Genomic DNA, 23,343 nt, shown 5'->3' on the forward strand with positions numbered 1-23,343 from the left:
GCGCCCGATGCCCCCCTGCAAAGAGACTCCGTGAAGAAATACTTCATCACCGGCCTGCTGATCTGGATTCCACTGGCGATCACCTTCATGGTGCTCGCCTGGATCATCGGCACGCTCGACCAGATCCTGCTGTGGCTGCCCAACGGCGCCCAGCCCCGGGAATGGCTGGGCTTCGACATCCCGGGCGTCGGCATGCTGATGAGCCTGCTAATCGTGTTCACCACCGGATTGATCGCCGCCAACGTGCTCGGCCAGAAGCTCGTCCAGGTGTGGGAAGCCCTGCTCGCCCGCATTCCGGTGGTGAAGTCGATCTACTACGGCGTCAAGCAGGTGTCGGACACGCTGTTCTCCAGCAGCGGCCAGGCCTTCCGCAAGGCGCTGCTGGTGCAGTACCCGCGCCAGGGTTCGTGGACGATCGCCTTTCTCACCGGCCAGCCCGGCGGCGACGCGGCCAGGCACCTGCGGGGTGACTACGTCAGCATCTACGTGCCGACGACGCCGAACCCGACGTCGGGCTTCTTCCTGATGATGCCGAAGGAAGACGTCATCGAGCTCGACATGAGCGTCGACGAGGCACTCAAGTACATCATCTCGATGGGCGTCGTCGCCCCACCCTCACGCCTGCCCGAGCGGGCAGCACTGCTCAACGAATAACCCTCCTTTCAGACCTCCACGCGGCGTCCTGCGCCGCCATCAAGACCAGCCGGAACCCATCCATGCGAACTCATTACTGCGGCAAAGTCACTGCCGCCGACCTCGACCAGACCGTCACCATCTGCGGCTGGGTACACCGCCGCCGCGACCACGGCGGCGTCATCTTCATCGACCTGCGCGACCGCGAAGGCCTGGTGCAGGTGGTGTGCGACCCGGATCGCGCCGAGATGTTCAGGATTGCCGAATCGGTGCGCAGCGAGTTCGTGCTGAAGATGAGCGGCAAGGTGCGCCGCCGGCCGGCCGGCACCGAGAACGCCAACCTGACCTCGGGCGAGATCGAGATCCTCTGCCACGACATCGAGGTACTCAACAGCGCCGCCACGCCGCCCTTCCAGGTCGACGACGAGAACCTGTCCGAGACGGTGCGCCTGGCCAACCGCGTCATCGACCTGCGCCGTCCGCAGATGCAGAAGAACCTGATGCTGCGCTACAAGACGACGATGGCCTTCCGCCGCTTCCTCGACGCCGCCGGCTTCATCGACGTCGAGACGCCGATGCTGACCAAGAGCACGCCCGAAGGCGCGCGCGACTACCTCGTGCCCTCGCGCGTGCATCCGGGCCAGTTCTTCGCCCTGCCGCAGTCACCGCAGCTGTTCAAGCAGTTGCTGATGGTCGCCGGCTACGACCGCTACTACCAGATCGTCAAGTGCTTCCGCGACGAGGATCTGCGCGCCGACCGCCAGCCCGAGTTCACCCAGGTCGACCTCGAGACCTCGTTCCTGGACGAAACCGAGATCACCGCGCTGGTCGAGGAAATGATCCGCTTCGTGTTCAAGGAAGCGCTCGACGTCGAGCTGCCCGCGCCCTTCCCGCGCATGAGCTATGCCGAAGCGATGCGCCGCTACGGCTCGGACAAACCCGACCTGCGCGTCACGCTCGAACTCACCGACGTCACCGACGCGGTGCAGGACGTCGCCTTCAAGGTCTTCAGCGGCCCCGCCACTTCCGGCGGCCGCGTCGCGGCGATGCGCGTGCCCGGCGGCGCCAGCCTGACGCGCGGCGAGATCGACGAATACACCAAGTTCGTCGGCATCTACGGCGCCAGGGGCCTGGCCTACATCAAGGTCAACGACGCTTCCCAGGCCAACGAGCAGGGCCTGCAGTCGCCGATCGTCAAGAACATCCACGAAACCGCGCTGCGCACCATCCTCGAACGCACCGGCGCGCAATCGGGCGACCTGATCTTCTTCGGCGCCGACAAGACCAAGGTCGTCAACGATGCGATGGGCGCGCTGCGCACCAGGCTCGGCCACGAAAAGGCTTACGTCACGGGCCAGGCCTGGTGCCCGCTGTGGGTGGTCGACTTCCCGATGTTCGAATACGACGAGGACGACAAGCGCTGGACCGCCTGCCACCATCCCTTCACCAGCCCGAAGGACGGACACCTGGAGCTGCTGACCAGCAACCCGGGCGAATGCCTGGCCAAGGCCTACGACCTGGCGCTGAACGGCTGGGAAATCGGCGGCGGCTCGGTGCGTATCCACCGCGCCGACGTGCAGGCCAGGGTGTTCGAGGCGCTGAACATCGGCCCCGAGGAACAACAGGCCAAGTTCGGCTTCCTGCTCGACGCGCTGAAGTACGGCGCGCCGCCGCACGGCGGCCTGGCCTTCGGCCTCGACCGCATCGTCACGATGATGACCGGCGCCGAATCCATCCGCGACGTCATCGCCTTCCCGAAGACGCAGCGCGCCCAGTGCCTGCTGACCGATGCGCCGGGCGAGGTCGACGAGAAGCAGTTGCGCGAGCTGCACATCCGCCTGCGGCAGAAGGTCGAAACCCAGGTCGAGATCGGCAAGGGCTGAGCGACAAGAACCAAGCGGCAGGAGCTGAGCCCCCCCGGCTTCGCCACCTGCCGGCAACGCGGGCTCCACGGCCTTTCATCCATCGCGGTGAAAGGCCGTGGAGCCCGCACCGTTTCAGATTTCACCCGGGATGACGTAATCTTCACCCGAGGCACGCACCGCGTGCATTTGGCGCCAATACAGATGCTTCTTCCGAACGAGCTCGAAGTTCTCGTCGTCGAAAGCCAATCCACCATGCGCACGCAGCTGCGCACGATGCTGGCATCCATCGGGATCGAAACCGCCCATTACGCGGTGTCCGCCACTGCGGCGATCAAGCAACTGCGCGAGCAGCGCTACGACCTGATCCTGTGCGAGTACAACCTCGGCGAAGGCCAGGACGGCCAGCACCTGCTGGAGGACCTTCACGCCCACGGCATCCTCCCGCCCGACACGGTGTTCGTCATGATCACCGCCGAACGCAACAACGAGCGCGTCACCAGCGCCTGCGAGCTGACGCCGAACGACTACATCCTCAAGCCGCTCAATGCCGAGACGCTGCGCGTGCGCCTGCTGCGCGCCTTCCAGAAGCGCGATGCCTTCCTGCCCGCCTGGCAGCTGATGCGCCTCGGCGACCCGATCGGTGCGATCGAATACTGCCGCATCGCCCGCGACGAGAACCCCCAGTACCTGACCGATCTGATGCGGCTGCAGGCGCAGTTGCACGTCGGCATCGGCCAGCTCGACGAAGCCGAAGCGCTCCATCGTGAGATCCTCGGTTCGCGCAGCATTCCGTGGGCCGAACTGGGGCTTGCACGAATCCTCGTGCTGAAGAAGCGCCATGTCGAAGCGGAAAGCATCCTCGTCGACCTGCTCGCCCGCCACGACCGCTTCATCGCTGCCTACGAACTGCTCGCCCGCCTCCAGGAGGAGACTGGCCGTCCGCACGAAGCCTGTGCCACGCTCGCCACCGCGGCGGAAAAATCCCCTTATCGCATGGCCCGCCTGCGCCGCCTCGGCACCCTGTCGCTGGCCATCGGCAATCCCGCCGGCGCCGAAGCCGCGCTTGCGGAAGTCGTCAGCAAGGGGAAATACTCGGCGTTCCGCGATCCCGAAGATCACGTCCGCCTCGTCCAGGCCCAGCTTGCCCTGGACAAGATCGGCGACGTGCAGGAGACGATCACCGACCTCGACCGCAGCATGGGGCGGCAGCCGAAAGGCGAAGTGTGCAAGGCAGTCTGCAATGCGCTCATCCATGCCCACAAGCAGGATCGCGCCGGTGCGCAGCAGGCGCTCAAGGCCGCGATGCTGGCCGGCGGCACGATCCGCGAGCTTTCGGTCGAACTGCGCCAGGATCTGATCAAGACCTGCTTCGAACAGGACATGCAGGAACAGGCCAGCGAACTCGCCACCGATCTGCTGCGCAGTTCGGCCGACGAGCGCACCATCGAAACGACCCGTGCCATGCTCGACACCCGCGGACTCGGGCAGTTGTCCCGGAAGATCGAGGCCCGCGTGCAGGCCGAAGTCAAGACGCTCGTCACCACCGGCGCCGAAAAGGCCCGCGCGGGCGATTTCGACGGCGCCGTGAGCGAGATGATGAGCGCCGCGCGCAAGCTGCCGGGCAATCCGCATGTGCTGTTCAACGCCGCGCTGGCGCTGTTGCGCCATATCGAGCATCGCGGCTGGAACGACGCCTTCGCCACCCAGGCCCACGGCTTCATCCAGCGCGCCCAGCGCCTGTCGCCGGCCAACCCGCGCCTGGCGGCGATCACCGGCTTCATGCACGATCTGATCAAGCGCTACGGCATCCGGCCGGAAAAAGTCCTGACGCGGGTCATCCGCTCCTCCTGACGCCCAGCCATGATGCACACCCTGCTGCTCCGCCTGAGCGCTCTCGCCCTGCTCGCCCTCGCGGGCTGCACGCCCGCCTCGCCCGACAAGGGCGCACACGCCGGCATTCCGCCCGAAGCCTTCGAGACCATCGCCCTGATCCAGCAAGGCGGGCCTTTCCCCTACCGCAAGGACGGCACGGTGTTCCAGAACCGCGAAAAGCTGCTACCGCAAAAACCCCGCGGCTGGTATCGCGAATACACGGTGCCCACGCCCGGCGCGCGCGATCGCGGCGCACGCCGGATCGTCGCCGGCGGCAAGCCGCCGGAAATCTTCTACTACACTCCGGACCACTACCGGAGCTTCCGCCAGGTGGAACCGCGCCCATGACGCCGAGCCGCCCCTGCCCCCCCGTCCCGTCCGCCACGGACCCGCTCATCCTGCGGGTCGACCTCGCCGGCTGCACCGGCAAGGCCGAACTGCTCGATCGCTTCGCCGCGGCGCTGCACTTTCCCGCCTGGTTCGGACACAACTGGGATGCGCTTGCCGACCTGCTCTGCGATCTGTCATGGCTGCCGGCGTCGGCCCGCCATCTCGTGCTGTCCGGGCCGTCCGGACTGCGGACGGCCGATCCGGACAGCCACGCCACCCTGCTCGAAATCCTCGACGACAGCATCGCCTACTGGTCCGGCACCAGCACACCGCTCAGCGTCGCCATCGAGGAAAGTGGGCGAAGCGACGATCCTGATGCCTGAGCGGCCGCACCTGGCCGGCCGTATCGACCGGTCGCGCCTGGCCCAGGCCCGGCTTGCACCAGGCTGACCACCTGCGCGGCCTCGCTACCCGCTCAGCGATCGTGGTCCCGCTCTCGCGAGGAGCTCTCGTGCCTGAACCTCCGTAATGGGCCCGCCCCAAGCGCCTGACAGCCCCCAAAGATGGTGCCGGGCCTTTGGCCGATCACCTCGTGGCGGGCATGGGCGGTCTCGCCGCCCGCCGATTTCCCCGCAAGCATCGCGTCATTCGAGCTTCCCCTGCTCGAAGGGTGGCATATTCCGGGTGCAAGCCGACCCACCCGGAGTATGCCCGTAATCTTTTGCTATATATCTCTCATATGTTACCGTTATCGCTTTTCATGGATCGATACGGGAGCCACGGCCATGAACCGTCTTCTGGTCGCCCACACGCCGCTGGGCGACGCGCTGTGGGCGGTGAGCCTGTCGGGCCGCGAGGCGCTGTCCTCGCTGTACCGCTTCACGGTGCGCTTCAAGTCCGAATCGCCCGACCTGGACTGCCAGGCCATGATCGGCGAACGCTGCGCCATCGAACTCGAAACCGACCGCCGCGGCCGGCGCTGGCTGTCGGGCCAGATGATCGACTTCGCCGCGGTCGGCCACGAAGGCCGGCACTGGGTCTATGAAACCACCCTCGCCCCGCGGCTGTGGCACGCCTCGCGCCGCGCCGACTTTCGCATCTGGCAGAACCAGAGCGTGCCCGACATCCTGTACCAGGTACTGGGCGAGAACGCGGTGCGCTTCGACATGCGGCTCAAGGCGCGCTACAAGCGCTGGACCTACCTGGTCCAATACCGCGAGACGGACCTGTCCTTCATCTGCCGCCAGCTCGAACACGAAGGCATCTTCTTCTGGTTCGAGCACGCGGCCGACGGCGAGACCCTGGTGCTGGCCGATCACCTGTCGGCCCACCCGGACTGCCCCGGCTACGCCACCGTGCCCTACTACAGCGGCGTGCAGACCCGCCCGGACCGCGACCACTTCGACGCCTGGCGCCTGACCCGGCGCGTCGAGACCGGCCGGCTCATCCACGCCGACTACGACTTCGAGCGCCCCTCGTCGGACCTGACCACCGAACACGCCGACCCGCGCGGCCACCTGTTCGACCACTACACCCGCTATCACTACCCCGGCGACTACCTCGACCCCGGCGACGGCGCCCAGTACGCCGCCAACACCCTCGAGCGGCTGCAGCGCCAGCAAGAGACCATTCACCTGTCGGGCCGCGTGCGCGGCGCCGCCCCGGGCCACCGGCTCACGCTCACCGGGCACCCGCGCGCCGACCAGAACCGCGAACTCACGCTCGTCGCCGTCAGCTACGACATCGCCGACAACGACTACGAAGGCGCCGCCGGCAGCACCGCCAGCCACTTCCACGTCGACGTCGAGGCGCTGCCCGCCGAGCGCCCCTTCCGCCCGCCGCTGGCCACGCCCAAGCCGCGCGCCCGCGGCGTCGAGACCGCGGTGGTGGTCGGCCCGCCGGGCGAAGAGATCCACACCGACGAATACGGCCGCGTCAAGGTGCATTTCCACTGGGACCGCTACGGCAAGAAGGACGGCACCGACACCTGCTGGATCCGGGTCGCCTCGCCCTGGGCGGGCAGCAACTTCGGCGCCATCCACATCCCGCGCATCGGCCAGGAAGTCATCGTCGACTTCGAGCACGGCGACCCGGACCGCCCGATCATCACCGGGCGCGTCTATAACGCCGAGCAGATGCCGCCCTGGTCGCTGCCGGCCAACCGCACCCAGTCGGGCATCCTGACCCGCTCGAGCAAGGGCGGCGCGGCCGGTGCCGGCCTGCGCGACGGCGCGGGCGACGCCAACGCGCTGCGCTTCGAGGACAAGAAGGGCGCCGAACAGGTCTGGTTCCACGCCCAGAAGGACGCTCTGACCGAGGTCGAGCACGACGAATCCAAGTGGGTCGGCAACGACCGGCGCAAGGAAATCGACCGCGACGAGTTCAACACCATCCACCGCGACCGCACCGAGGTCGTCGATCGCAACGAGAAGATCGACGTCCACGGCTGGCGCACCGAGACGGTCGATCTGGACGAGACGCTGACCGTGCACCAGAACCGGACCCGCACGGTCGATGGCAACGAAGCGCTCACCATCCACAAGAGCCGGACCAAGACCGTCGACAGGAACGAATCGGTCAGCGTCGGCAAGAACCGCAAGACGAAGGTCGGAGCGGATGAAACCGTGCGCATCGGTGCATCGCGCAAGAGCACGGTTTCACGTAACGACACCTCCACCGTAGGGCTGACTGCCATCGACTCGACCGGACTGCTCCACATCACCAACGTGGGCGCCCTGTATTCGATCAACGTGGGCGGGGTCATGAACACCGCCGTATTGGGCATGTCGATGGAAACCGTCGGCACGGCCAAGCAGATTCAGGCTGGAAAAGAACTGAACCTCAATGCCGGGGAGCGGGTGCAGATCACCTGCGGCAAATCGATGATTTCCATGGACAGCGACGGCACGATCAAGATCGTCGGGGTGCAGGTGCATATCCAGGGACAAGATATCGTCCATGCCGAAGGCGCCATCAGCACGCCTCCGCCGCCGGCACCGGCGGCCGACAACGGCCTTTCCCTGCTCTCCGGCCTGGCTTCGGGAGGCGCGGGAGACGTATTTCGTGCTGCAAGCCAGTTGCTGGGAACGGCCCAGCAGGTGGCGAGCATGGCGGGCGCCCTGTCCAGCGGCGACGTAGCGGGGATGCTCGGGGGGCCAGCAGCATGCTCGGCCTGGGCAGCCGCGTCCTGAACGGGCCGGACGCCAGTCAACTGGAAAAAGCCTTGATCCTGTCGTTTTGAAGAGACGATCCATTTCGCGCACCTGAGCATGGCCTCGCTTCCATTCCCCCCGCCTGCCGAATTCATGCCATACGAAGAATGGCTCGCCCAGCTCCAGTACCTCGGCGTACCGGCCGCGCTGGCGGCCTATCTGGTCGCCATGCTGCCCTCTCACGGCACACCCTCCTGGCGGATCCGCCCGGATGGCCCATGCCAGCGCGAGATCGTCCATGCCTGCCTGGCGCAGTGCAAGCACCCCGGCTGGCACCGTGCAGTGCACGACGACCCCTTGCTTGAAAGTGTCGAAACGGCGCTTACCGACCTGCTTGCGAGCCCGCATATGGACACCCCTCGCGCAGCCCATCAGCCGGCCGATTTCATCGTCCGGCGCTTGGCGGACGAACTGGGATCTACGCTGATCAGCTCGGCACTCATCCATGGGCAGGCCGAATCCATTGCGCGTCTGGCCGGCTGGCTGCGCCAGCTGGAGGACGATTCGCCGGAGGCGGATTCATGAACGGCACACTCATGCCCTTGCCGCAGTGGCTGTCCGGGTATGCCGAACTGCGCCCGCAAGGCACTCACCCACATGCCGGCCGTTTCACCTTCATCGTCTCCCAGCTGCTTCCTGGCGCCGCACAAGGCCTGGAGCAGGAAGAGCAGCCCTGCGTGGAGGCCCTGCTCATTGCCCGCTTGATGCTCGACGCTGGCGGGCTGCCCGCGCGCAGCGGCCTGCTCGATCAGCTCGACGCCTGGCTGGCCGCGAGCCTGCTGCGCCTGGCCGGATGGGCGCCTGTCCAGCGCCGCGCCTGGTGGCAGGCGGAAACCCTCTCCATCATCGCCGAGGTGCTGTCGCGCTGGACGCGCCAGCACGTGTTGCTGCCGGTATCGCACGGGCAGCCCGCCCCGGCCAACCCGGACATCGTCCGCCTGTGCGGCCACTGGGCGGAATTCCACAGCCTGGCCCAGGCCGCCGGCCCGCAACTGAGCAATCTGTATGCGGTGGAGATTTCCGAAAGCCTGCTCGACTGCGCGTTCGCCCTGGGTTTCACCCAGGCTCAAAGCCTGCGCGGCGCGGCCCTGCGCCGCCGCCTCCACCATGCCCATTCTCCGGAGCCGTCCCATGCCGCACGTAGCCCGCAACGGTGACCGGGGCCCCAAGGGCTTCATCCAGACCCGGCCCCGCAGCCACCGCAACCTCTCCGACACACAGCCCACCGCCATCGTGGGCGACGACTACAAGTGCAGGAAGAAAGGTCACTCGGGCGCCACGCTCAAGAACGGCTGCTTCTTCTTCAAGATCGACGGCCAGCCGGTGGCCATGCAGTACGCCACGGTGGCCACCTGCGGCTGCCGCATCCTCCAAGGTTCGCCGGTGCACCGCTGCTGCCCGCATCTGGACGCCAAGGCCCGGCGGCTGGCCGAGCGCGAGATGAAGATCGAAGCCGCGCGCGACCTGCTTGCCGATGCCGAACGCAGGCCGGGCGAGAGCGTGGCGGACTGGCGCAAGCGCACGGGCCTGCCGGCCAACCAGATGCGCCACGACGCGCTGGCCGGGGCGGCCGACGAACTGGAGCGCCTGAACCGCGACGTGCGCCGCGCCGAGGCCAGCCTGGCCGTGTATGGCGCCAAGGCGGACGACCCCCGGACCTTCGGCGGCAACGCCGGCCTGGACGGCGACCCCGCGAACAACGCCCCCGAGGCCATGCTCAACCTGCGCCGGGAGGAGTTCCGCGATCTGGGCCTGCTGCCGGAAGAAATGCTCAACGACGATAAATTCTGGATCGATCATAAAAGCAACTACTACGCCGCCCCCTACTACGACGAACTGACCGGGGAAGTCACCATCGCCTTTCGCGGCACCGAGCTGGACGGCAGCCTGAACGACCCGGAAAGCAAGACATACAAGGACATGGTGCTGACCAATGTGCCGCAGGGCGCGGGCGAACAGACCGCCCAGTACGATGCCGCGATGCAACTGGGGGCCGAAATCCACAAGGCGGAGGACTACGCCAAGTCCGTCACCTTCGCCGGCCACAGCAAGGGCGGCGGCCAGGCCGGCGCGGCGGGCATCATCGGCAATCGCCCCTTCGTCTCCTTCAACCCGGCCACGCTGTCGCCGATGACCCCTTACCGCTTCAGCGAGGGCGAGCGCACCATCGAGCATGGCGGCCCGCTGGGCACCCGCTACCGCACCCATTTCGACTACGTCAGCGGGCCGCTGGATGCGGCTTCGCGCAACTTCAGGCTCGGCCTCCTGGACCGTCTCCATCAGTGGGCGCAGGGGGAGCCGGTCAGGCGTGTCGCCCGCCCGGTGGGCGACACCGTGTTCGAACTGCCGCCCCGATCTGCAAACACCCATTCGATGGGCGAACTCATCGACGCCATCGAAGCGCGCAAGGCCGCCGCGCTGGCCGTCATCGAGCGCGAACTGGGCGCGGGCACACCGGGCAGCCGGCTGCCGCCGCTCGGGGGCGGCCGATGAGCCTGCTCGCCCGCCTGCTCGCCGCCCTGCTGGCCCTGAGCCTCTTGACCGCCTGCGAACGCCCCGCCTGGGACAAGGACAGAAACATGGACATCATGCACTTTGGCGCCTTCAAGGTCGAACTGCCCCTGGAGTTTCCCGACCCCGAACAGCGCGCCTTCGCGCTCACCGTGCTCGAAGGGCGCGTGCATGTGCTCGCCCCCGAATCGGTTCGCCACCTGATCGACCGGCCCGGCGCCACCTACCACCTGACGCCGCTGATCCTGGCCGTGCGCAACAAGCAGCACACGTCGGCACGATGGCTGCTGGAGCACGGGGCCGATCCCAACTATCACGTTCCTGCGTGGCCACGCGGACGCAATCCGCTCCAGAAAAGATCGCCTTTGTTCTACGCTGTCAATCTCGGCGACCTCAGGATGGCCACGCTGCTGTTCGACTTCGGCGCCGATCCCAACCAGAAAGGGCTGGTGGTGCCCATCTTCTTCGAGACCATGGATCTGGGCCGCGGCGACGGGCCGCTGTTCCGCCTGTTCATCGAGCGCGGCGCCGACATCGATTTACGCCAGAACCCCATGGACGTTCGTCCCATGGACACGCCTGTGCTGGCGTATGCCGTCACGCGCGGCCACTGCGAAGCGGCCCTGCACCTGATCGAGCTGGGCGCCGACGTGCACGCGAGAACCCGCATGCGACTGGGCGGGCCCTACGATTCCGAGGATGGCTGGATTTACATCAATGAAGGGGCGGCCGCACTCAACGGCATCGACCTGAAGGAGACGCGCAACGAAGGCCGCTGCTATGCCCGCCTCAAACGCGCGTTCATCGAGCGCGGGGTGCGTTTCCCGCAGTTCGACAAACGCTTCATCGGCCGCTGGCTGCGTGCCAAGACCGACATCACCGAACAACTGCTGCGCGAGCACGGCGCGGACGACGACACCGTGCGCCGCGTGCTCAAGTGGTATGACGAGGAAGTCCTGCCGCCGATGCCCGGCCGCCAGATCGGCCGCTGGCTCAACGATGGCGTGCCTTTCACCGAACAGATGCTGCGCGAGATCGGCGCCAATGACGAACAGGTGCGTGACGCGCTGAGCGAACAGGAAGTATGGAAGTTGCCCGAACACATGCGTATGAAGCACCGCCAGATCGACGACTGGCTGCGCGATGGAATTCCCTTCACTGAACAGATGCTGCGCGAAATCGGCGCCGACGACCAGCAGATACGCGTTGCGCTGGCACGCCAGGAAATCCATCGGCGCTACCGGCCGTCTTCCCCGCGGGAATGAGCCTGTCCGTTTCCGTTCCGGCCATCGAAGCGCGCAAGGCCGCCGCACAGGCGGCAAATTCGCATCCGCCGGCCTGCCGAAGAGGCTAACCGGCCGCTGCCCGCTCCTTGGCGGCAACGAGTTCGGCCAGACAGGCCGGGCAGTAGCACGCCCCGGTGTCGGGCACGGTCTCCACCGCCGGCACCGCAAAAGCCGGCGGAAAAGCGACGCACCAGCACACCTCCTCGCCGGCCCGCATCCCACAGCTGAAAACGGCCCCGCAGCGCGGGCAGACATTGCCCGGCGGCGTCTCATTCACAACGTGCTCCATGAAGCTCGAACCTCTCTCCGTCAGTCGTGGCCCGCATGATAGACCGGAGTCCGCCAATCCCTTCGTGTCTCCCTCTTGAATCATGGCCGCGTGCTCCCATATTCGTATCGAGACCGGAAAGACTGCCGGCCAACTCAAGCAGAAGGAGAGCAAGCGATGAGCAACAATCTGACCCGTCGTGTCGATCCGCTGGAAGATTTCTTCCGCGGCTTCTTCGTCCGCCCGGTGGACTTCGGTGGTGGCGCACTCGCCAGCGCCGGCAGCGAAGCGCCGCAGATGCGTGTCGACGTCAAGGAAACCAATACTGGTTACGAAGTCCATGCCGAACTGCCCGGCATGAAAAAGGAGGACATCCACGTCCACATCGACGGCCCGGTGGTATCGATCAGTGCCGAACGCAAGCAGGAGAAGGAAGTCAAGGAAGGCGAGAAAGTCCTGCGCACCGAGCGCTACTTCGGCAAGGTGTCGCGCAGCTTCCAGCTCGGCCAGGAAATCGATGAGGAGAAGGCGTCCGCCAGATTCAACGACGGCGTCCTCGAACTGTCGCTGCCGAAGAAGGCCGAAGCCCAGGCCAAGCGGCTGAGCATCGACTGAGGGCGCGCGCGCGGGCAGACAGGCCCGTTTCCCCTGTGCCAAGGCAGGGGAACGGGCCTGTCGGCTTTCCTGCAACAGCCATCGGTGATCACGCGCCAAACGACGGGGAGCGCAGTAAACTGGCGGCCTTCATCCGCACTGCAACCGAGGACGCCCCATGACCGACACCCAAGCCGCCGACACCGTCAGCCCCGCCCGCAAGGCCGAAATCCTCGCCGAGGCCCTGCCCTACATCAAGCGCTTCTTCGACAAGACCATCGTCATCAAATACGGCGGCAACGCGATGACGGATCCGAAGCTGAAGGACTGCTTCGCCCGCGACGTCGTGCTGCTCAAGCTCGTCGGCCTCAATCCTGTCGTGGTGCACGGCGGCGGCCCGCAGATCGAGAACCTGCTGGCCCGCGTCGGCAAGAAGGGCGAGTTCGTCCAGGGCATGCGCGTCACCGACGCCGAGACCATGGAAGTGGTCGAGATGGTGCTGGGCGGCCAGGTCAACAAGGAAATCGTCAACCTGATCAACCAGGCCGGCGGCAAGGCGGTGGGCCTGACCGGCAAGGACGCCAGCTTCATCCGCGCCAAGAAGCTGCTGATGCAGAAACTCGACGCGCCGGCGGGCGATCTGGTCGACGTCGGCCAGGTCGGCGAGATCATCAGCATCGACCCGAGCCTGATTTCCTTCCTCGACAAGGGCGATTTCATCCCGGTGATCGCGCCGATCGGCGTCGGCGAAGAAGGCGAGACCTACAACATCAACGCCGACGTGGTCGCCGGCAAGCTGGCCGAGATCCTGAAGGCCGAGAAGCTGGTGCTGCTGACCAACACGCCGGGCGTGCTCGACAAGAGCGGCAGGCTGCTGACCGGCCTGACGCCGCGCGAGATCGACGAACTGGTCGCCGACGGCACGCTGTCCGGCGGCATGCTGCCCAAGATCGGCTCGGCGCTGGACGCGGCGCGCAACGGCGTGAAGTCGGTGCATATCATCGACGGCCGCGTCGAACACTGCCTGCTGCTCGAAATCCTCACCGACCACGGCGTCGGCACGATGATCAAGAGCAAGTAGCCCCAAAAGGAAAGCCCGCCCCTGCGGCAGGCACGGGTGGGCGGGCCTTCATCGTCCGGCGCGGGCGCTCAGACGCGATGGTAGTCGCGGTACCAGGCGACGAAGCGCCCCACCCCGTCCTTGACGCTGGTGGCCGGTGCGAAGCCGGTCCACTCGTTCAGCGCATCGGTGTCGGCATAGGTGGCCGGCACGTCGCCGTCCTGCAGCGGCATGAAGTTCTTCTGCGCCGTCGTGCCCAGCGCCTCTTCGATGGCCTCGACGAAAGCCATCAGCTCCACCGGATTGTTGTTGCCGATGTTGAACACCCGGAACGGCGCCTTGCCGCGGCCCGGATGGGGGGCGTCCGAATCGAACGCGGGATCCGGCTCGGCAGTGCGGTCCAGCGTGCGGATCACGCCTTCGACGATGTCATCGACGAAGGTGAAGTCGCGCTTCATCCTGCCGTGGTTGAAGACGTCGATCGGCCGCCCTTCGAGAATCGCCTTGGTGAACAGGAACAGCGCCATGTCCGGCCGGCCCCACGGGCCATACACGGTGAAGAAGCGCAGGCCGGTGGTCGGCAGGCCGTACAGGTGGCTGTAGGTGTGGGCCATCAGCTCGTTGGCCTTCTTGGTCGCGGCGTAGATGCTGACCGGATGGTCGACGCTGTCGGCCTCGGAGAACGGCATCCTGGTGTTGCCGCCATAGACGCTGGAGCTGGACGCGTAGACCAGGTGCCGCACCCTGGCGTGGCGGCAGCCTTCGAGGATGTTCATGAAGCCGACGACGTTGCTGTCGATGTAGGCATGGGGGTTCTGCAGCGAGTAGCGCACGCCGGCCTGGGCGGCGAGATGGATCACGCGGTCGAACCTTTCCTCGGCGAACAGCCGCTCCATGCCGGCGCGGTCGGCCACGTCCATCTTGACGAAGCGGAAACCCGCGTGCGGCGTCAGGCGGGCGAGACGTGCCTCCTTCAGCGTCGGGTCGTAGTAATCATTGAGATTGTCGAGGCCGACGACTTCGTCGCCACGCTCGAGCAGACGCAGGGAGGCGTGCATACCGATGAAGCCGGCGGCACCAGTGACAAGAACTCTCATGAGGCTCTCAGAAAAAAGCAGGAAATCCGAAGGGCTTCGATTATCGCATGCCGCCGTGCCATGCCGCGCCGTTGAAACACCGATGCCGTCATCCTTGCTTATACTTGCGTGACCGATTCATCACCCGATTCGATGCTGACCCGCCTCCCCTACACGCTGCTGTGGATTCTTGCCCTGCCTCTCGTGCTGTTGCGCCTCGTCTGGCGCGGACGGCGCCAGCCGGGCTATCTCAGGCACCTCCGCGAGCGCTTCGGCCGCTACGCGGTGCGGGCGCCGACCCAGGTCATCTGGGTGCACGCAGTGTCGGTCGGCGAGACCCGTGCCGCCGAACCGCTGGTCAAGGCATTGCTGCGGCGCTGGCCCGAGCACAGCATCCTGCTCACCCACATGACGCCGACCGGGCGCGAAACCTCGCAGAGCCTGTTCAACGGCAATGCGCGCGTGCTGCGCTGCTACCTGCCTTATGACCTCGGCTGCTTCGCGCACGCCTTCCTGCGCCACTTCCGCCCCCAGTTCGGCGTGATCATGGAAACCGAGCTGTGGCCCAACCTGCTCGCCGCCTGCCGGCAGCGCAGGATCCCGGTGATGCTCGCCAACGCCCGGCTTTCGGAACGCTCGGCGAAGCGCTACGCCCGCCTGCCGGCACTGAGCGCGCTGACGATGGGCGCACTGAGCGCGATCGGCGCCCAGACCGCAGCCGATGCGGCGCGCCTGTCCGCGCTCGGCGCCCGCCGCGTGCTGGTCACCGGCAACATCAAGTTCGACATCACCCCGCCCGAGGATATCAGCGCTCGCACCAAGCTTTTCCGCACGCGCATCGGCAACCGGCCCGTGCTGCTCGCCGCCAGCACCCGCGACGGCGAGGAAGAACTGCTGCTCGGCGCCTTCGCCCGCCTCGCCCCGCCCGACGTGCTGCTCGTGCTCGTGCCACGCCACCCGCAGCGTTTCGACGACGCGGCACGGCTGGTGGCCCGCCACGGCCTGAAGCTGCAGCGACGCTCGGACGACGCGCCGGTCGCCGGCGACACCCGCGTCTGGCTGGGCGACTCGATGGGCGAAATGTTCGTCTATTACGCGGCAGCCGACGTGGCGCTGATCGGCGGCAGTTGGCTGCCCTTCGGCGGCCAGAACCTGATCGAGGCCTGCGCCGTGGGCACGCCGGTCGTCGTCGGCCCGCACACTTTCAATTTCGCCGCTGCCGCCGAACAGGCGATCCGCGCGGGCGCGGCGCAGCGCGCCACGGATGCGGATGACGGCATCCGCATGGGGCTTGCACTGCTGGACGACGAAGCCTCGCGCCATGCCATGGCCGTTGCCGGCAAGGCTTTCGCCGCAGCCGACCGCAGCGCGACCGCGCGCACGCTGGAAATGCTCGAAGGATTGAAAGCCTGAATGGCGGCGCTCAAGGCGCCAGCAGGGCGTTGATGGCGCGGACGTCGTCCTCGCCAAGCGTGCCGGCCGCCGCCTTCAGCCGCAGTTGCGCCAGCAGCGTGTCGTAGCGCGCCCGCGACAAGCGCTGCAGCGTATCGGCAAGCTGGGTCTGGGCGTTCAGCACGTCGATGTTGATGCGCACACCGACTTCGTAGCCGAGCTTGTTGGCTTCGAGCGCCGATGCCGACGAAATCCTGGCGGCCTCCAGCGCCCTCACCTCGGCCATGCCGCTGGTGACGCCGAGCCAGGACTGGCGGGCCGCCAGGGCTGCGCTGCGGCGGGCATCCTCCAGGTCGGCATCGGCCTTCATGCGCAGCGCAGCGGCCTCGCGCGTCACCGAAGACACGCGCCCGCCCGCATACAGCGGCATGTTGAGCTGCACGCCGATGGTCGTGCTTTCATTGCGATCGGTCGCCAGTTGCGGCCGATGGATCACGCCATGCGAGGCGATCAGATCCACCGTGGGCAGATGCCCGGCCCGGGCATGCTCGACTTCGCGCGCGGCAATCTCGCGCACCAGTTGCTGCGCCTGCACGCCCAAGTTGCCCGCCTCGGCGGCATTCACCCAATCGGCGATGCTGTCCGGCTGCGGCCGCTGCAGCGCGACGCCTTCGCGCAGACCGGCAAGCGTGTCGGGCTGCCTGCCGATGATCTGCGCCAACACCTGGCGCGCCACTTCGAGCTGGTTCTGCGCAGCGATTTCCTGCGCCGAGGCGAGATCGAAGCGCGACTGCGCCTCATGCACATCGGTGATCGTCACCGTACCGACTTCGAAGCTGGTCCTGGCCAGTTCCAGCTGCTCACCCGCCGCGGTGCGCAGCTGGCTCACCGCTTCCACCGCATCCTGGGCGTTGAGCACGTCGAAATAGGCTTCGGCGACGCGCAGCACCAGTTCCTGCCGCTGCGCATCGAACTGGGCGCCGGCAAGCGCGGTCTGCAGTTCGCCCTGCTTGAACTGCACCCAGTTCTGCCAGCGGAACAATGGCTGGGTGAGCTGGACGCCGTAGCCACGACTGTCGTAGTCGCCGGACGTCCTGCCGGCGCGGGCCTCGATCTCGCTGTCGTTCCAGCTTGCATCGGCATTGAGGCCGATCTGCGGCAACAGGCCGGCGCGCCCCTGTGCCACCCTTTCCTGCCCTGCCTCGAACTGCGCGCGAGCAGCGGAGAATTTCGCGTCGTTCGCCAGCGCCTCCTGATACATCTGCATCAGATCGGCCGCCAGGGCGCCACCTGAAAACAGCGCGGACAGACAGATTGCCAAGATGCGATTCACTCGAGCCTCCGGAGACAGGCTGCCGCTCAGTATCGCGGCATGCCCGGATCGACCTGTGCCGCCCAGCCGGCAACGCCGCCTGCCAGGTTGATGACCCTGGTGAAGCCCTGGTGTTCGAGGAACATGCACACCTGAGCGCTGCGCCCGCCGTGGTGGCAGATCACGATCGTCTCGCGCTCACGATCCAGTTCGGCAAGACGCGCGGGCACGCTGCCCATCGGCATCGGCACTGAACCGGCGACGCGGCACAGTTCGAACTCCCAGGGCTCGCGCACGTCGAGCAGTAGCGGCGCTTCCCGGGATGCATCATTCAGGCGCTCCGCCAGGTCGCGCGGGCCGATCTGTCGCATCGGCGGCAGCTCAGAAGCTGAAGCTGTCGCGGCGCGATGCGTTCTGCAGCATCGGCACGACGGTTTCGAAGATGTCTTCGGTGCGGAAGCGCCCTTCACCTTCGCAGGTGATCAGGCGGGCCTTCATCACCGGGGCCTCGCCGACGAAGGCGAACAGGCGGCCACCGACCTTGAGCTGCTCCAGCAGCGCCTGCGGCACATACTGCACGCCGCCCGAAACGACGATCACGTCGTAGGGCGCACGCTCGGGCCAGCCGTCGATGCCGTCGCCCTGGGCGACGATGACGTTCTCGACGCCATTGCGCGCCAGGTTGGCGGAAGCGAGCCTGACCAGTTCGGGCTCGATTTCCATCGTCCGCACCCATTCGCAGCGCGCGGCCAGCAGGGCGGCGAAGAAGCCGGAGCCGGAGCCGATCTCGAGCGCGGAGTCGGACTTCGCCGGTTGCAGCGCCTGCAGCACCTTGCCTTCGATGACCGGCTTCAGCATCACCTGGCCACAGCCGATCGGGATCTCGACGTCGGCGAATGCCAACGCACGTGCCTCCGCCGGCACGAATTCCTCGCGCTTGACCGTCATCAGGAGATCGAGCACGTCCTGATCCAGCACCTCCCAGGGGCGGATCTGCTGCTCGACCATGTTGAAGCGTGCTTTTTCGAAGTTCATCAAGTGCTCCCGGCGAAAATAGGCGGACTCTTGGCGGACGCTGATTCGATACGCCGTCCATTGTGGCAAAACCGCGTCATTCTAACGCAGTTGATGCCCCACGACGGGAATGGATCGCGGACGAAGCACGGCAAGCGAAACCGCACATGCCAGGCACGCGAACTCAACGCGACTCGAGCACCAGGCGGCCGTTGGTCGGCTGGATCGGCCGCGTATTGCGCGCATAAAGGCGGCTGAAGATGGCGAGTTGATCGGCACTCATCTCCACCGGCGTCTTCATCACCACCCACACCACGTCCTCGGTGCAGGGCGGCGTCGGCAACGAGCCCAGGTAAAGGAAATGGGCTGGATCGGACGGCACGAAGGTGGCCAGATCGATGGCCGCATCGGGCACGTACTCGCGGCCGCGATCGAGCGGCAGGTTGTTCCACAGCGTCTGCAGCAGCGCGTTGGGCTCCGTGCCGACCGTCAGTTGCACGGCCAGCATCGCGATGTCGCCGCCGGCGCTGCGATGTTCGAGGTACATCGCCATGTCGTAGGCCATGCCGCCGATGCGCTCCTGCGACGGGCGGTGAAGCGTGAAGCGCTCGAGTTCGTAGCGGACGCCCCGCACCTCCATGCCCATGCCGCCGCCGACATCGACCTGCAGCGTGTTGCCCGTATCGCTGATGCGGAAGCCGCTGGCGTGGTAATGGAACTTGACCGGAGCCAGATCGACTGCCAGGCCTTCGCGCAGATCGATCGGCGACTGGCGCCGCCCCTCGCTGCAGATGCGCCAGTCGGGCCGCAGCCGCCCCCAGGCTTCGGGGCCGGTGTCGCCGTCGTAGCTCCAGCCCGGCCCCACCGCTTTGCTGCGCCGGGCCTGCAGCAGCGCCTCCAGCGGATCATCCTCTGCCACCTCGCCCGTCGGCTTCGCCGCGAGCGCCTGCCCCGTTCCCGCTGACGGCCGGGCCGGCGGCGTGGAACCCGGCCTAGCTGCCTCGCTCACGGACGCTTTGCGCGCAACGCCCGGCTTCGCTTTCTGCACGGCAGTTGCAGGCACGGGACGTCCGGCCTGGCGCTGCGGCGCGGACTCCGGGGCGCGGGGCGCCTCCCGCTCCACGGCTTGCGGATCAGGCTTGGCCGGTTTGATGCTGGGCAAGCCTGGAACGATCGACGCCTGCGGTGGCTGCGCATCCATCGCACGGAGCGGCTGCGCCGAAACGTCGCGCGCCTCGATCGGGCCGGGACGGGCAGCCTCTCCGGCAGGCTGCGGCCGCTCGGCAGACTTGGCGGCGACTGTCTGCGGCCCGGCCTTCTCGGCCAGCTTCTGGATCTCGCCCGCCACCTTCCGGATGTCGGCGGAGGATGGCGGGCCGCACACTTCGCGCCACATCCGTTCATCCACCGAACCCGGCGTCACCTGCAGGGGCTTCGCATCCGCAACCGGCTCCTCGCGCACGATGTTGTCGTCGACGTCCAGATAGACACGCTTGACGGTGGCGAAAGTCCGGTTCTGGCAGTCATAGCGGTTCAGCGCCTTGATCGTGGCGTAACCGGAAGACACCGCCTCCGCCCTGCCCAGGACCACTCTGCCCCACGACACCTTGGTGCCGCGGTCGGACGAGAAGATGCTGGCGCGATCGATTTCGACACGCCGGCTGCGATCGCTCAGCACCAGTTGCCAGTCGGCGGCAAGTGCGTCCTGCAAGGGCACGGCGGCCAGCAAAGCCACCAGAAGGAGACGGAACGGTTTCATCGAAACAGCCGGATTCGGATCGGTACGATCCTAAACGACTTCGCCGCCGAAATCTTGAGACCCTTGCCACACGCAAGCACATGCAGTATCGTCTGCCGCTCTCGTTGGGGGTGCCCGTGGCGCATGGGCTGAGATACACCCTTGGAACCTGATCCGGCTCGCACCGGCGTAGGGAAACGGAATCATGAACTCACCTGCATCATCCGCGGCTGCGGCCAGCAGCCCATCCCACATTCCGAACGTCGTCTCGATCGCCGGCATCGACCCATCCGGCGGTGCAGGCGTCTTCGCCGACATCAAGACCTTCTCCGCGCTCGGCGCCTACGGCTGCGGCGTGGTCGCGGCACTGACCGCGCAGAATACGCAGGCCGTGACCGGTGTGCATGTACCGCCGACCGATTTCCTGCGCCTGCAGATCGACACCCTGTTCGCCGACGTCCGCTTGCATGCCACCAAGATCGGCATGCTCGGCAGCGCCGAAGTCACCGCCGCTGTCGCCGACCGCCTCGCCCACTGGCAGGCCGCCAGGGTCGTGCTCGATCCGGTCATGGTGGCCAAGAGCGGCGACAGCCTGCTGGCGAAAAGCGCGATCGCGATGATGCGCGAGGCGCTGTTCCCGCAGGCTTTCATGATCACCCCCAACCTGCCCGAGGCCGGCGTGCTGCTCGAGCAGCGCGCCCCGGAATCGGTCAAGGAAATGTACCGCGCCGCCGAGCGCCTGCGCGAACTGCTGCCGCTGTCGTCCGAACGCTGGGTGCTGCTGAAGGGCGGCCACCTGCCGGGCGACGAGTTGACCGACCTGCTGTTCGACGGCGACCGCATGGTCGAACTGCCCGCCCGACGCATCGACACCCGCAACACCCACGGTACCGGCTGCACGCTGAGCTCGGCCATCGCCGCGCTGCTGCCCCAGACGGCGGGCGGCTTCCGCCCGGTCGAAACCGCGGTACGCCATGCCCGCCAATGGCTGGTGAATGCGATCGCGCATGCAGACCAGTTGGCGGCAGGCAGCGGCCATGGACCGGTCCATCACTTCCACGCGCTGTGGCGCGCACGGAACGGCTCGGACTGAGCGCCTCCGGCGCCCCACACCGAGAAGGTCCGCAGCGCGCCCGCTGCCCTCCCCGCCGCATCGCCATATCGCCGCATTCCACGCTGACGGTGCAGCCTGTTTTCCCTGTTCCATCCTGCAGTACACGATTCAAACACCCAACACGGAGACACCCATCATGAACGCCCCGGAAAAATTCCTCGCCTCATCCGCCCACGTCGACGAAGCCGCCATTGCACCGCTGCCCAACTCGCGCAAGATCTACGTCGAAGGTTCGCGCCCGGACATCCGCGTGCCGATGCGCGAGATCACCCAGAGCGACACCCCGGCTTCCTTCGGCGCCGAGCCCAACCCACCGATCTTCGTCTATGACTGTTCCGGCCCCTATACCGACCCGGCCGCGAAGATCGACATCCGCTCCGGCCTGCCCGCGCTGCGCCAGGACTGGATCGAGGAGCGCGGCGACACCGAAGTGCTGCCCGACCTGTCCTCCGAATTCGGCCGCCAGCGCGCCGCCGACGAGGCGCTCGACGAACTGCGCTTTCCTGGCCTGCACCGCAAGCCGCGGCGTGCCAAGGCCGGCGCCAACGTCACCCAGATGCACTACGCCCGCCGCGGCATCATCACCCCCGAGATGGAATACATCGCCATCCGCGAGAACCTGAACCGCGCCCGCTACATCGAGTTGCTGCGCGCCACCGGCCCCAAGGGCCAGCGCATGGCCGAGATGCTGCTGCGCCAGCACCCGGGCCAGAGCTTCGGCGCCAGCCTGGTCGCCGAGATCACGCCCGAGTTCGTCCGCGACGAAGTCGCCCGCGGCCGCGCCATCATCCCCAACAACATCAACCACCCCGAAACCGAACCGATGATCATCGGCCGCAACTTCCTGGTGAAGATCAACGCCAACATCGGCAATTCGGCGCTGGGCTCCTCGATCAGCGAGGAAGTCGACAAGATGACCTGGGCGATCCGCTGGGGCGGCGACACCGTGATGGACCTGTCGACCGGCAAGAACATCCACGAAACGCGCGAATGGATCATCCGCAACAGTCCGGTGCCGATCGGCACCGTGCCGATCTACCAGGCGCTGGAGAAGGTCAACGGCAAGGCCGAGGAACTCACCTGGGAAATCTTCCGCGACACCCTGATCGAACAGGCCGAGCAGGGCGTGGACTACTTCACCATCCACGCCGGCGTGCGGCTGCGCTACGTGCCGCTGACCGCCAACCGCATGACCGGCATCGTCAGCCGCGGCGGCTCGATCATGGCCAAGTGGTGCCTGGCCCACCACAAGGAAAGCTTCCTGTACGAACGCTTCGAGGAAATCTGCGAGATCATGAAGGCCTACGATGTGGCCTTCAGCCTCGGCGACGGCCTGCGCCCTGGCTCGATCTACGACGCCAACGACGAAGCGCAGCTGGGCGAACTCAAGACTCTGGGCGAACTGACCCAGATCGCCTGGAAGCACGACGTGCAGGTGATGATCGAAGGCCCGGGCCACGTGCCGCTGCACCTGATCCGCGAGAACATGGACCTGCAGCTCGAACAGTGCCACGAAGCGCCCTTCTACACCCTGGGGCCACTGACCACCGACATCGCGCCGGGCTACGACCACATCACCAGCGGCATCGGCGCGGCCACCATCGGCTGGTACGGCACCGCGATGCTGTGCTACGTCACGCCCAAGGAGCACCTGGGCCTGCCCAACAAGCAGGACGTCAAGGAAGGCATCATCACCTACAAGCTCGCCGCCCACGCCGCCGACCTGGCCAAGGGCCATCCGGGCGCACAGATCCGCGACAACGCCTTGAGCAAGGCACGCTTCGAGTTCCGCTGGGAAGACCAGTTCAACCTCGGCCTCGACCCCGACAAGGCGCGTGAATTCCACGACGAGACCCTGCCCAAGGATTCGGCCAAGGTCGCCCACTTCTGCTCGATGTGCGGACCGCACTTCTGCTCGATGAAGATCACCCAGGACGTGCGCGACTTCGCCGCCGCCCAGGGCATCGCCGAAGCCGACGCACTGAAGAAAGGCATGGAGGTGAAGGCAGTGGAGTTCGTGAAATCCGGTGCCGAGGTTTACCGGAACGTCTGAACGCGGCGGCCGA

21 protein-coding genes and 1 riboswitch are annotated in these 23,343 nt (G+C 66.8%); of the genes, 15 read left to right on the forward strand and 6 right to left on the reverse strand.

The window, feature by feature from the left end:
• Positions 1-30: 30 nt before the first annotated feature.
• From ACNQFN_RS17840 to ACNQFN_RS17885, 10 genes are all read left to right on the forward strand, one after another.
• Complete coding sequence (locus ACNQFN_RS17840) at positions 31-654, forward strand: DUF502 domain-containing protein (protein WP_068637461.1); 624 nt, start codon at positions 31-33, stop codon at positions 652-654.
• A gap of 62 nt (positions 655-716) precedes the next feature.
• On the forward strand, positions 717-2,516 hold the full coding sequence (gene aspS / locus ACNQFN_RS17845) for an aspartate--tRNA ligase (protein WP_068637459.1): 1,800 nt from the start codon (positions 717-719) through the stop codon (positions 2,514-2,516).
• Positions 2,517-2,699: 183 nt separating this feature from the next.
• Positions 2,700-4,349, forward strand: a complete 1,650-nt coding sequence (locus tag ACNQFN_RS17850; protein WP_068637457.1) for a response regulator — start codon at positions 2,700-2,702, stop codon at positions 4,347-4,349.
• Between the two features lie 9 nt (positions 4,350-4,358).
• The gene (locus tag ACNQFN_RS17855) at positions 4,359-4,718 is read left to right on the forward strand and encodes a ribonuclease domain-containing protein (protein ID WP_068637455.1); all 360 of its coding nucleotides are present in this window, start codon (positions 4,359-4,361) and stop codon (positions 4,716-4,718) included.
• On the forward strand, positions 4,715-5,083 hold the full coding sequence (locus tag ACNQFN_RS17860; protein ID WP_068637453.1) for a barstar family protein: 369 nt from the start codon (positions 4,715-4,717) through the stop codon (positions 5,081-5,083). The genes ACNQFN_RS17855 and ACNQFN_RS17860 overlap by 4 nt, the downstream gene beginning before the upstream one ends.
• 402 nt (positions 5,084-5,485) lie before the next feature.
• Complete coding sequence (locus ACNQFN_RS17865; RefSeq protein ID WP_418647143.1) at positions 5,486-7,891, forward strand: type VI secretion system Vgr family protein; 2,406 nt, start codon at positions 5,486-5,488, stop codon at positions 7,889-7,891.
• Positions 7,892-8,005: 114 nt separating this feature from the next.
• On the forward strand, positions 8,006-8,437 hold the full coding sequence (locus ACNQFN_RS17870) for a hypothetical protein (RefSeq protein ID WP_418647144.1): 432 nt from the start codon (positions 8,006-8,008) through the stop codon (positions 8,435-8,437).
• Positions 8,434-9,069 carry a hypothetical protein gene (locus tag ACNQFN_RS17875; protein WP_418647145.1) on the forward strand — a complete coding sequence of 212 codons (636 nt, stop codon included), beginning with the start codon at positions 8,434-8,436 and terminating at the stop codon, positions 9,067-9,069. Before ACNQFN_RS17870 ends, ACNQFN_RS17875 begins: the two co-directional genes overlap by 4 nt.
• Positions 9,044-10,405, forward strand: coding sequence for a hypothetical protein (locus ACNQFN_RS17880; RefSeq protein WP_418647146.1), 1,362 nt, complete (start codon positions 9,044-9,046; stop codon positions 10,403-10,405). The genes ACNQFN_RS17875 and ACNQFN_RS17880 overlap by 26 nt, the downstream gene beginning before the upstream one ends.
• Complete coding sequence (locus ACNQFN_RS17885) at positions 10,402-11,688, forward strand: ankyrin repeat domain-containing protein (RefSeq protein WP_418647147.1); 1,287 nt, start codon at positions 10,402-10,404, stop codon at positions 11,686-11,688. The genes ACNQFN_RS17880 and ACNQFN_RS17885 overlap by 4 nt, the downstream gene beginning before the upstream one ends.
• 85 nt (positions 11,689-11,773) lie before the next feature.
• Here ACNQFN_RS17885 and ACNQFN_RS17890 read toward each other — a convergent pair whose 3' ends face one another.
• Positions 11,774-12,082, reverse strand: coding sequence for a cysteine-rich CWC family protein (locus ACNQFN_RS17890; protein ID WP_369404205.1), 309 nt, complete (start codon positions 12,080-12,082; stop codon positions 11,774-11,776).
• 72 nt (positions 12,083-12,154) lie between these two features.
• Between ACNQFN_RS17890 and ACNQFN_RS17895 the strand changes: the two genes are divergently transcribed.
• Complete coding sequence (locus ACNQFN_RS17895; RefSeq protein WP_068636853.1) at positions 12,155-12,592, forward strand: Hsp20/alpha crystallin family protein; 438 nt, start codon at positions 12,155-12,157, stop codon at positions 12,590-12,592.
• 157 nt (positions 12,593-12,749) lie between these two features.
• The gene (gene argB, locus ACNQFN_RS17900; RefSeq protein ID WP_068636854.1) at positions 12,750-13,652 is read left to right on the forward strand and encodes an acetylglutamate kinase; all 903 of its coding nucleotides are present in this window, start codon (positions 12,750-12,752) and stop codon (positions 13,650-13,652) included.
• Between the two features lie 68 nt (positions 13,653-13,720).
• Here argB and ACNQFN_RS17905 read toward each other — a convergent pair whose 3' ends face one another.
• The gene (locus ACNQFN_RS17905) at positions 13,721-14,728 is read right to left on the reverse strand and encodes an NAD-dependent epimerase (RefSeq protein WP_068636855.1); all 1,008 of its coding nucleotides are present in this window, start codon (positions 14,726-14,728) and stop codon (positions 13,721-13,723) included.
• A gap of 132 nt (positions 14,729-14,860) precedes the next feature.
• Here ACNQFN_RS17905 and waaA point away from each other — a divergent pair, with 132 nt between their 5' ends.
• Complete coding sequence (waaA, locus tag ACNQFN_RS17910; RefSeq protein ID WP_418647148.1) at positions 14,861-16,120, forward strand: lipid IV(A) 3-deoxy-D-manno-octulosonic acid transferase; 1,260 nt, start codon at positions 14,861-14,863, stop codon at positions 16,118-16,120.
• Between the two features lie 10 nt (positions 16,121-16,130).
• Here waaA and ACNQFN_RS17915 read toward each other — a convergent pair whose 3' ends face one another.
• From ACNQFN_RS17915 to ACNQFN_RS17930, 4 genes are all read right to left on the reverse strand, one after another.
• Positions 16,131-17,432, reverse strand: coding sequence for a TolC family outer membrane protein (locus tag ACNQFN_RS17915; RefSeq protein ID WP_418647149.1), 1,302 nt, complete (start codon positions 17,430-17,432; stop codon positions 16,131-16,133).
• Positions 17,433-17,458: 26 nt separating this feature from the next.
• The gene (locus tag ACNQFN_RS17920) at positions 17,459-17,782 is read right to left on the reverse strand and encodes a rhodanese-like domain-containing protein (RefSeq protein WP_418647150.1); all 324 of its coding nucleotides are present in this window, start codon (positions 17,780-17,782) and stop codon (positions 17,459-17,461) included.
• A 10-nt stretch (positions 17,783-17,792) separates the two neighbouring features.
• The gene (locus tag ACNQFN_RS17925) at positions 17,793-18,446 is read right to left on the reverse strand and encodes a protein-L-isoaspartate O-methyltransferase family protein (RefSeq protein WP_418647151.1); all 654 of its coding nucleotides are present in this window, start codon (positions 18,444-18,446) and stop codon (positions 17,793-17,795) included.
• A 163-nt stretch (positions 18,447-18,609) separates the two neighbouring features.
• Positions 18,610-20,184: a surface-adhesin E family protein gene (locus tag ACNQFN_RS17930; protein WP_418647152.1), complete on the reverse strand. Its 1,575-nt coding sequence runs from the start codon at positions 20,182-20,184 to the stop codon at positions 18,610-18,612.
• Positions 20,185-20,280: 96 nt separating this feature from the next.
• Positions 20,281-20,376: riboswitch (TPP riboswitch) on the forward strand.
• Between ACNQFN_RS17930 and thiD the strand changes: the two genes are divergently transcribed.
• Both thiD and thiC read left to right on the forward strand, forming a co-directional pair.
• A complete protein-coding gene (gene thiD, locus ACNQFN_RS17935; RefSeq protein ID WP_418647153.1) occupies positions 20,369-21,256 on the forward strand; it encodes a bifunctional hydroxymethylpyrimidine kinase/phosphomethylpyrimidine kinase in 888 nt (295 codons plus the stop codon). It overlaps the preceding riboswitch by 8 nt.
• Before the next feature lie 157 nt (positions 21,257-21,413).
• Complete coding sequence (gene thiC / locus ACNQFN_RS17940; protein ID WP_418647154.1) at positions 21,414-23,330, forward strand: phosphomethylpyrimidine synthase ThiC; 1,917 nt, start codon at positions 21,414-21,416, stop codon at positions 23,328-23,330.
• The last annotated feature ends 13 nt before the right edge of the window (positions 23,331-23,343 follow it).

The sequence above is a fragment of the Thauera butanivorans genome, from assembly GCF_048398245.1.
Classification (GTDB): domain Bacteria; phylum Pseudomonadota; class Gammaproteobacteria; order Burkholderiales; family Rhodocyclaceae; genus Thauera; species Thauera butanivorans.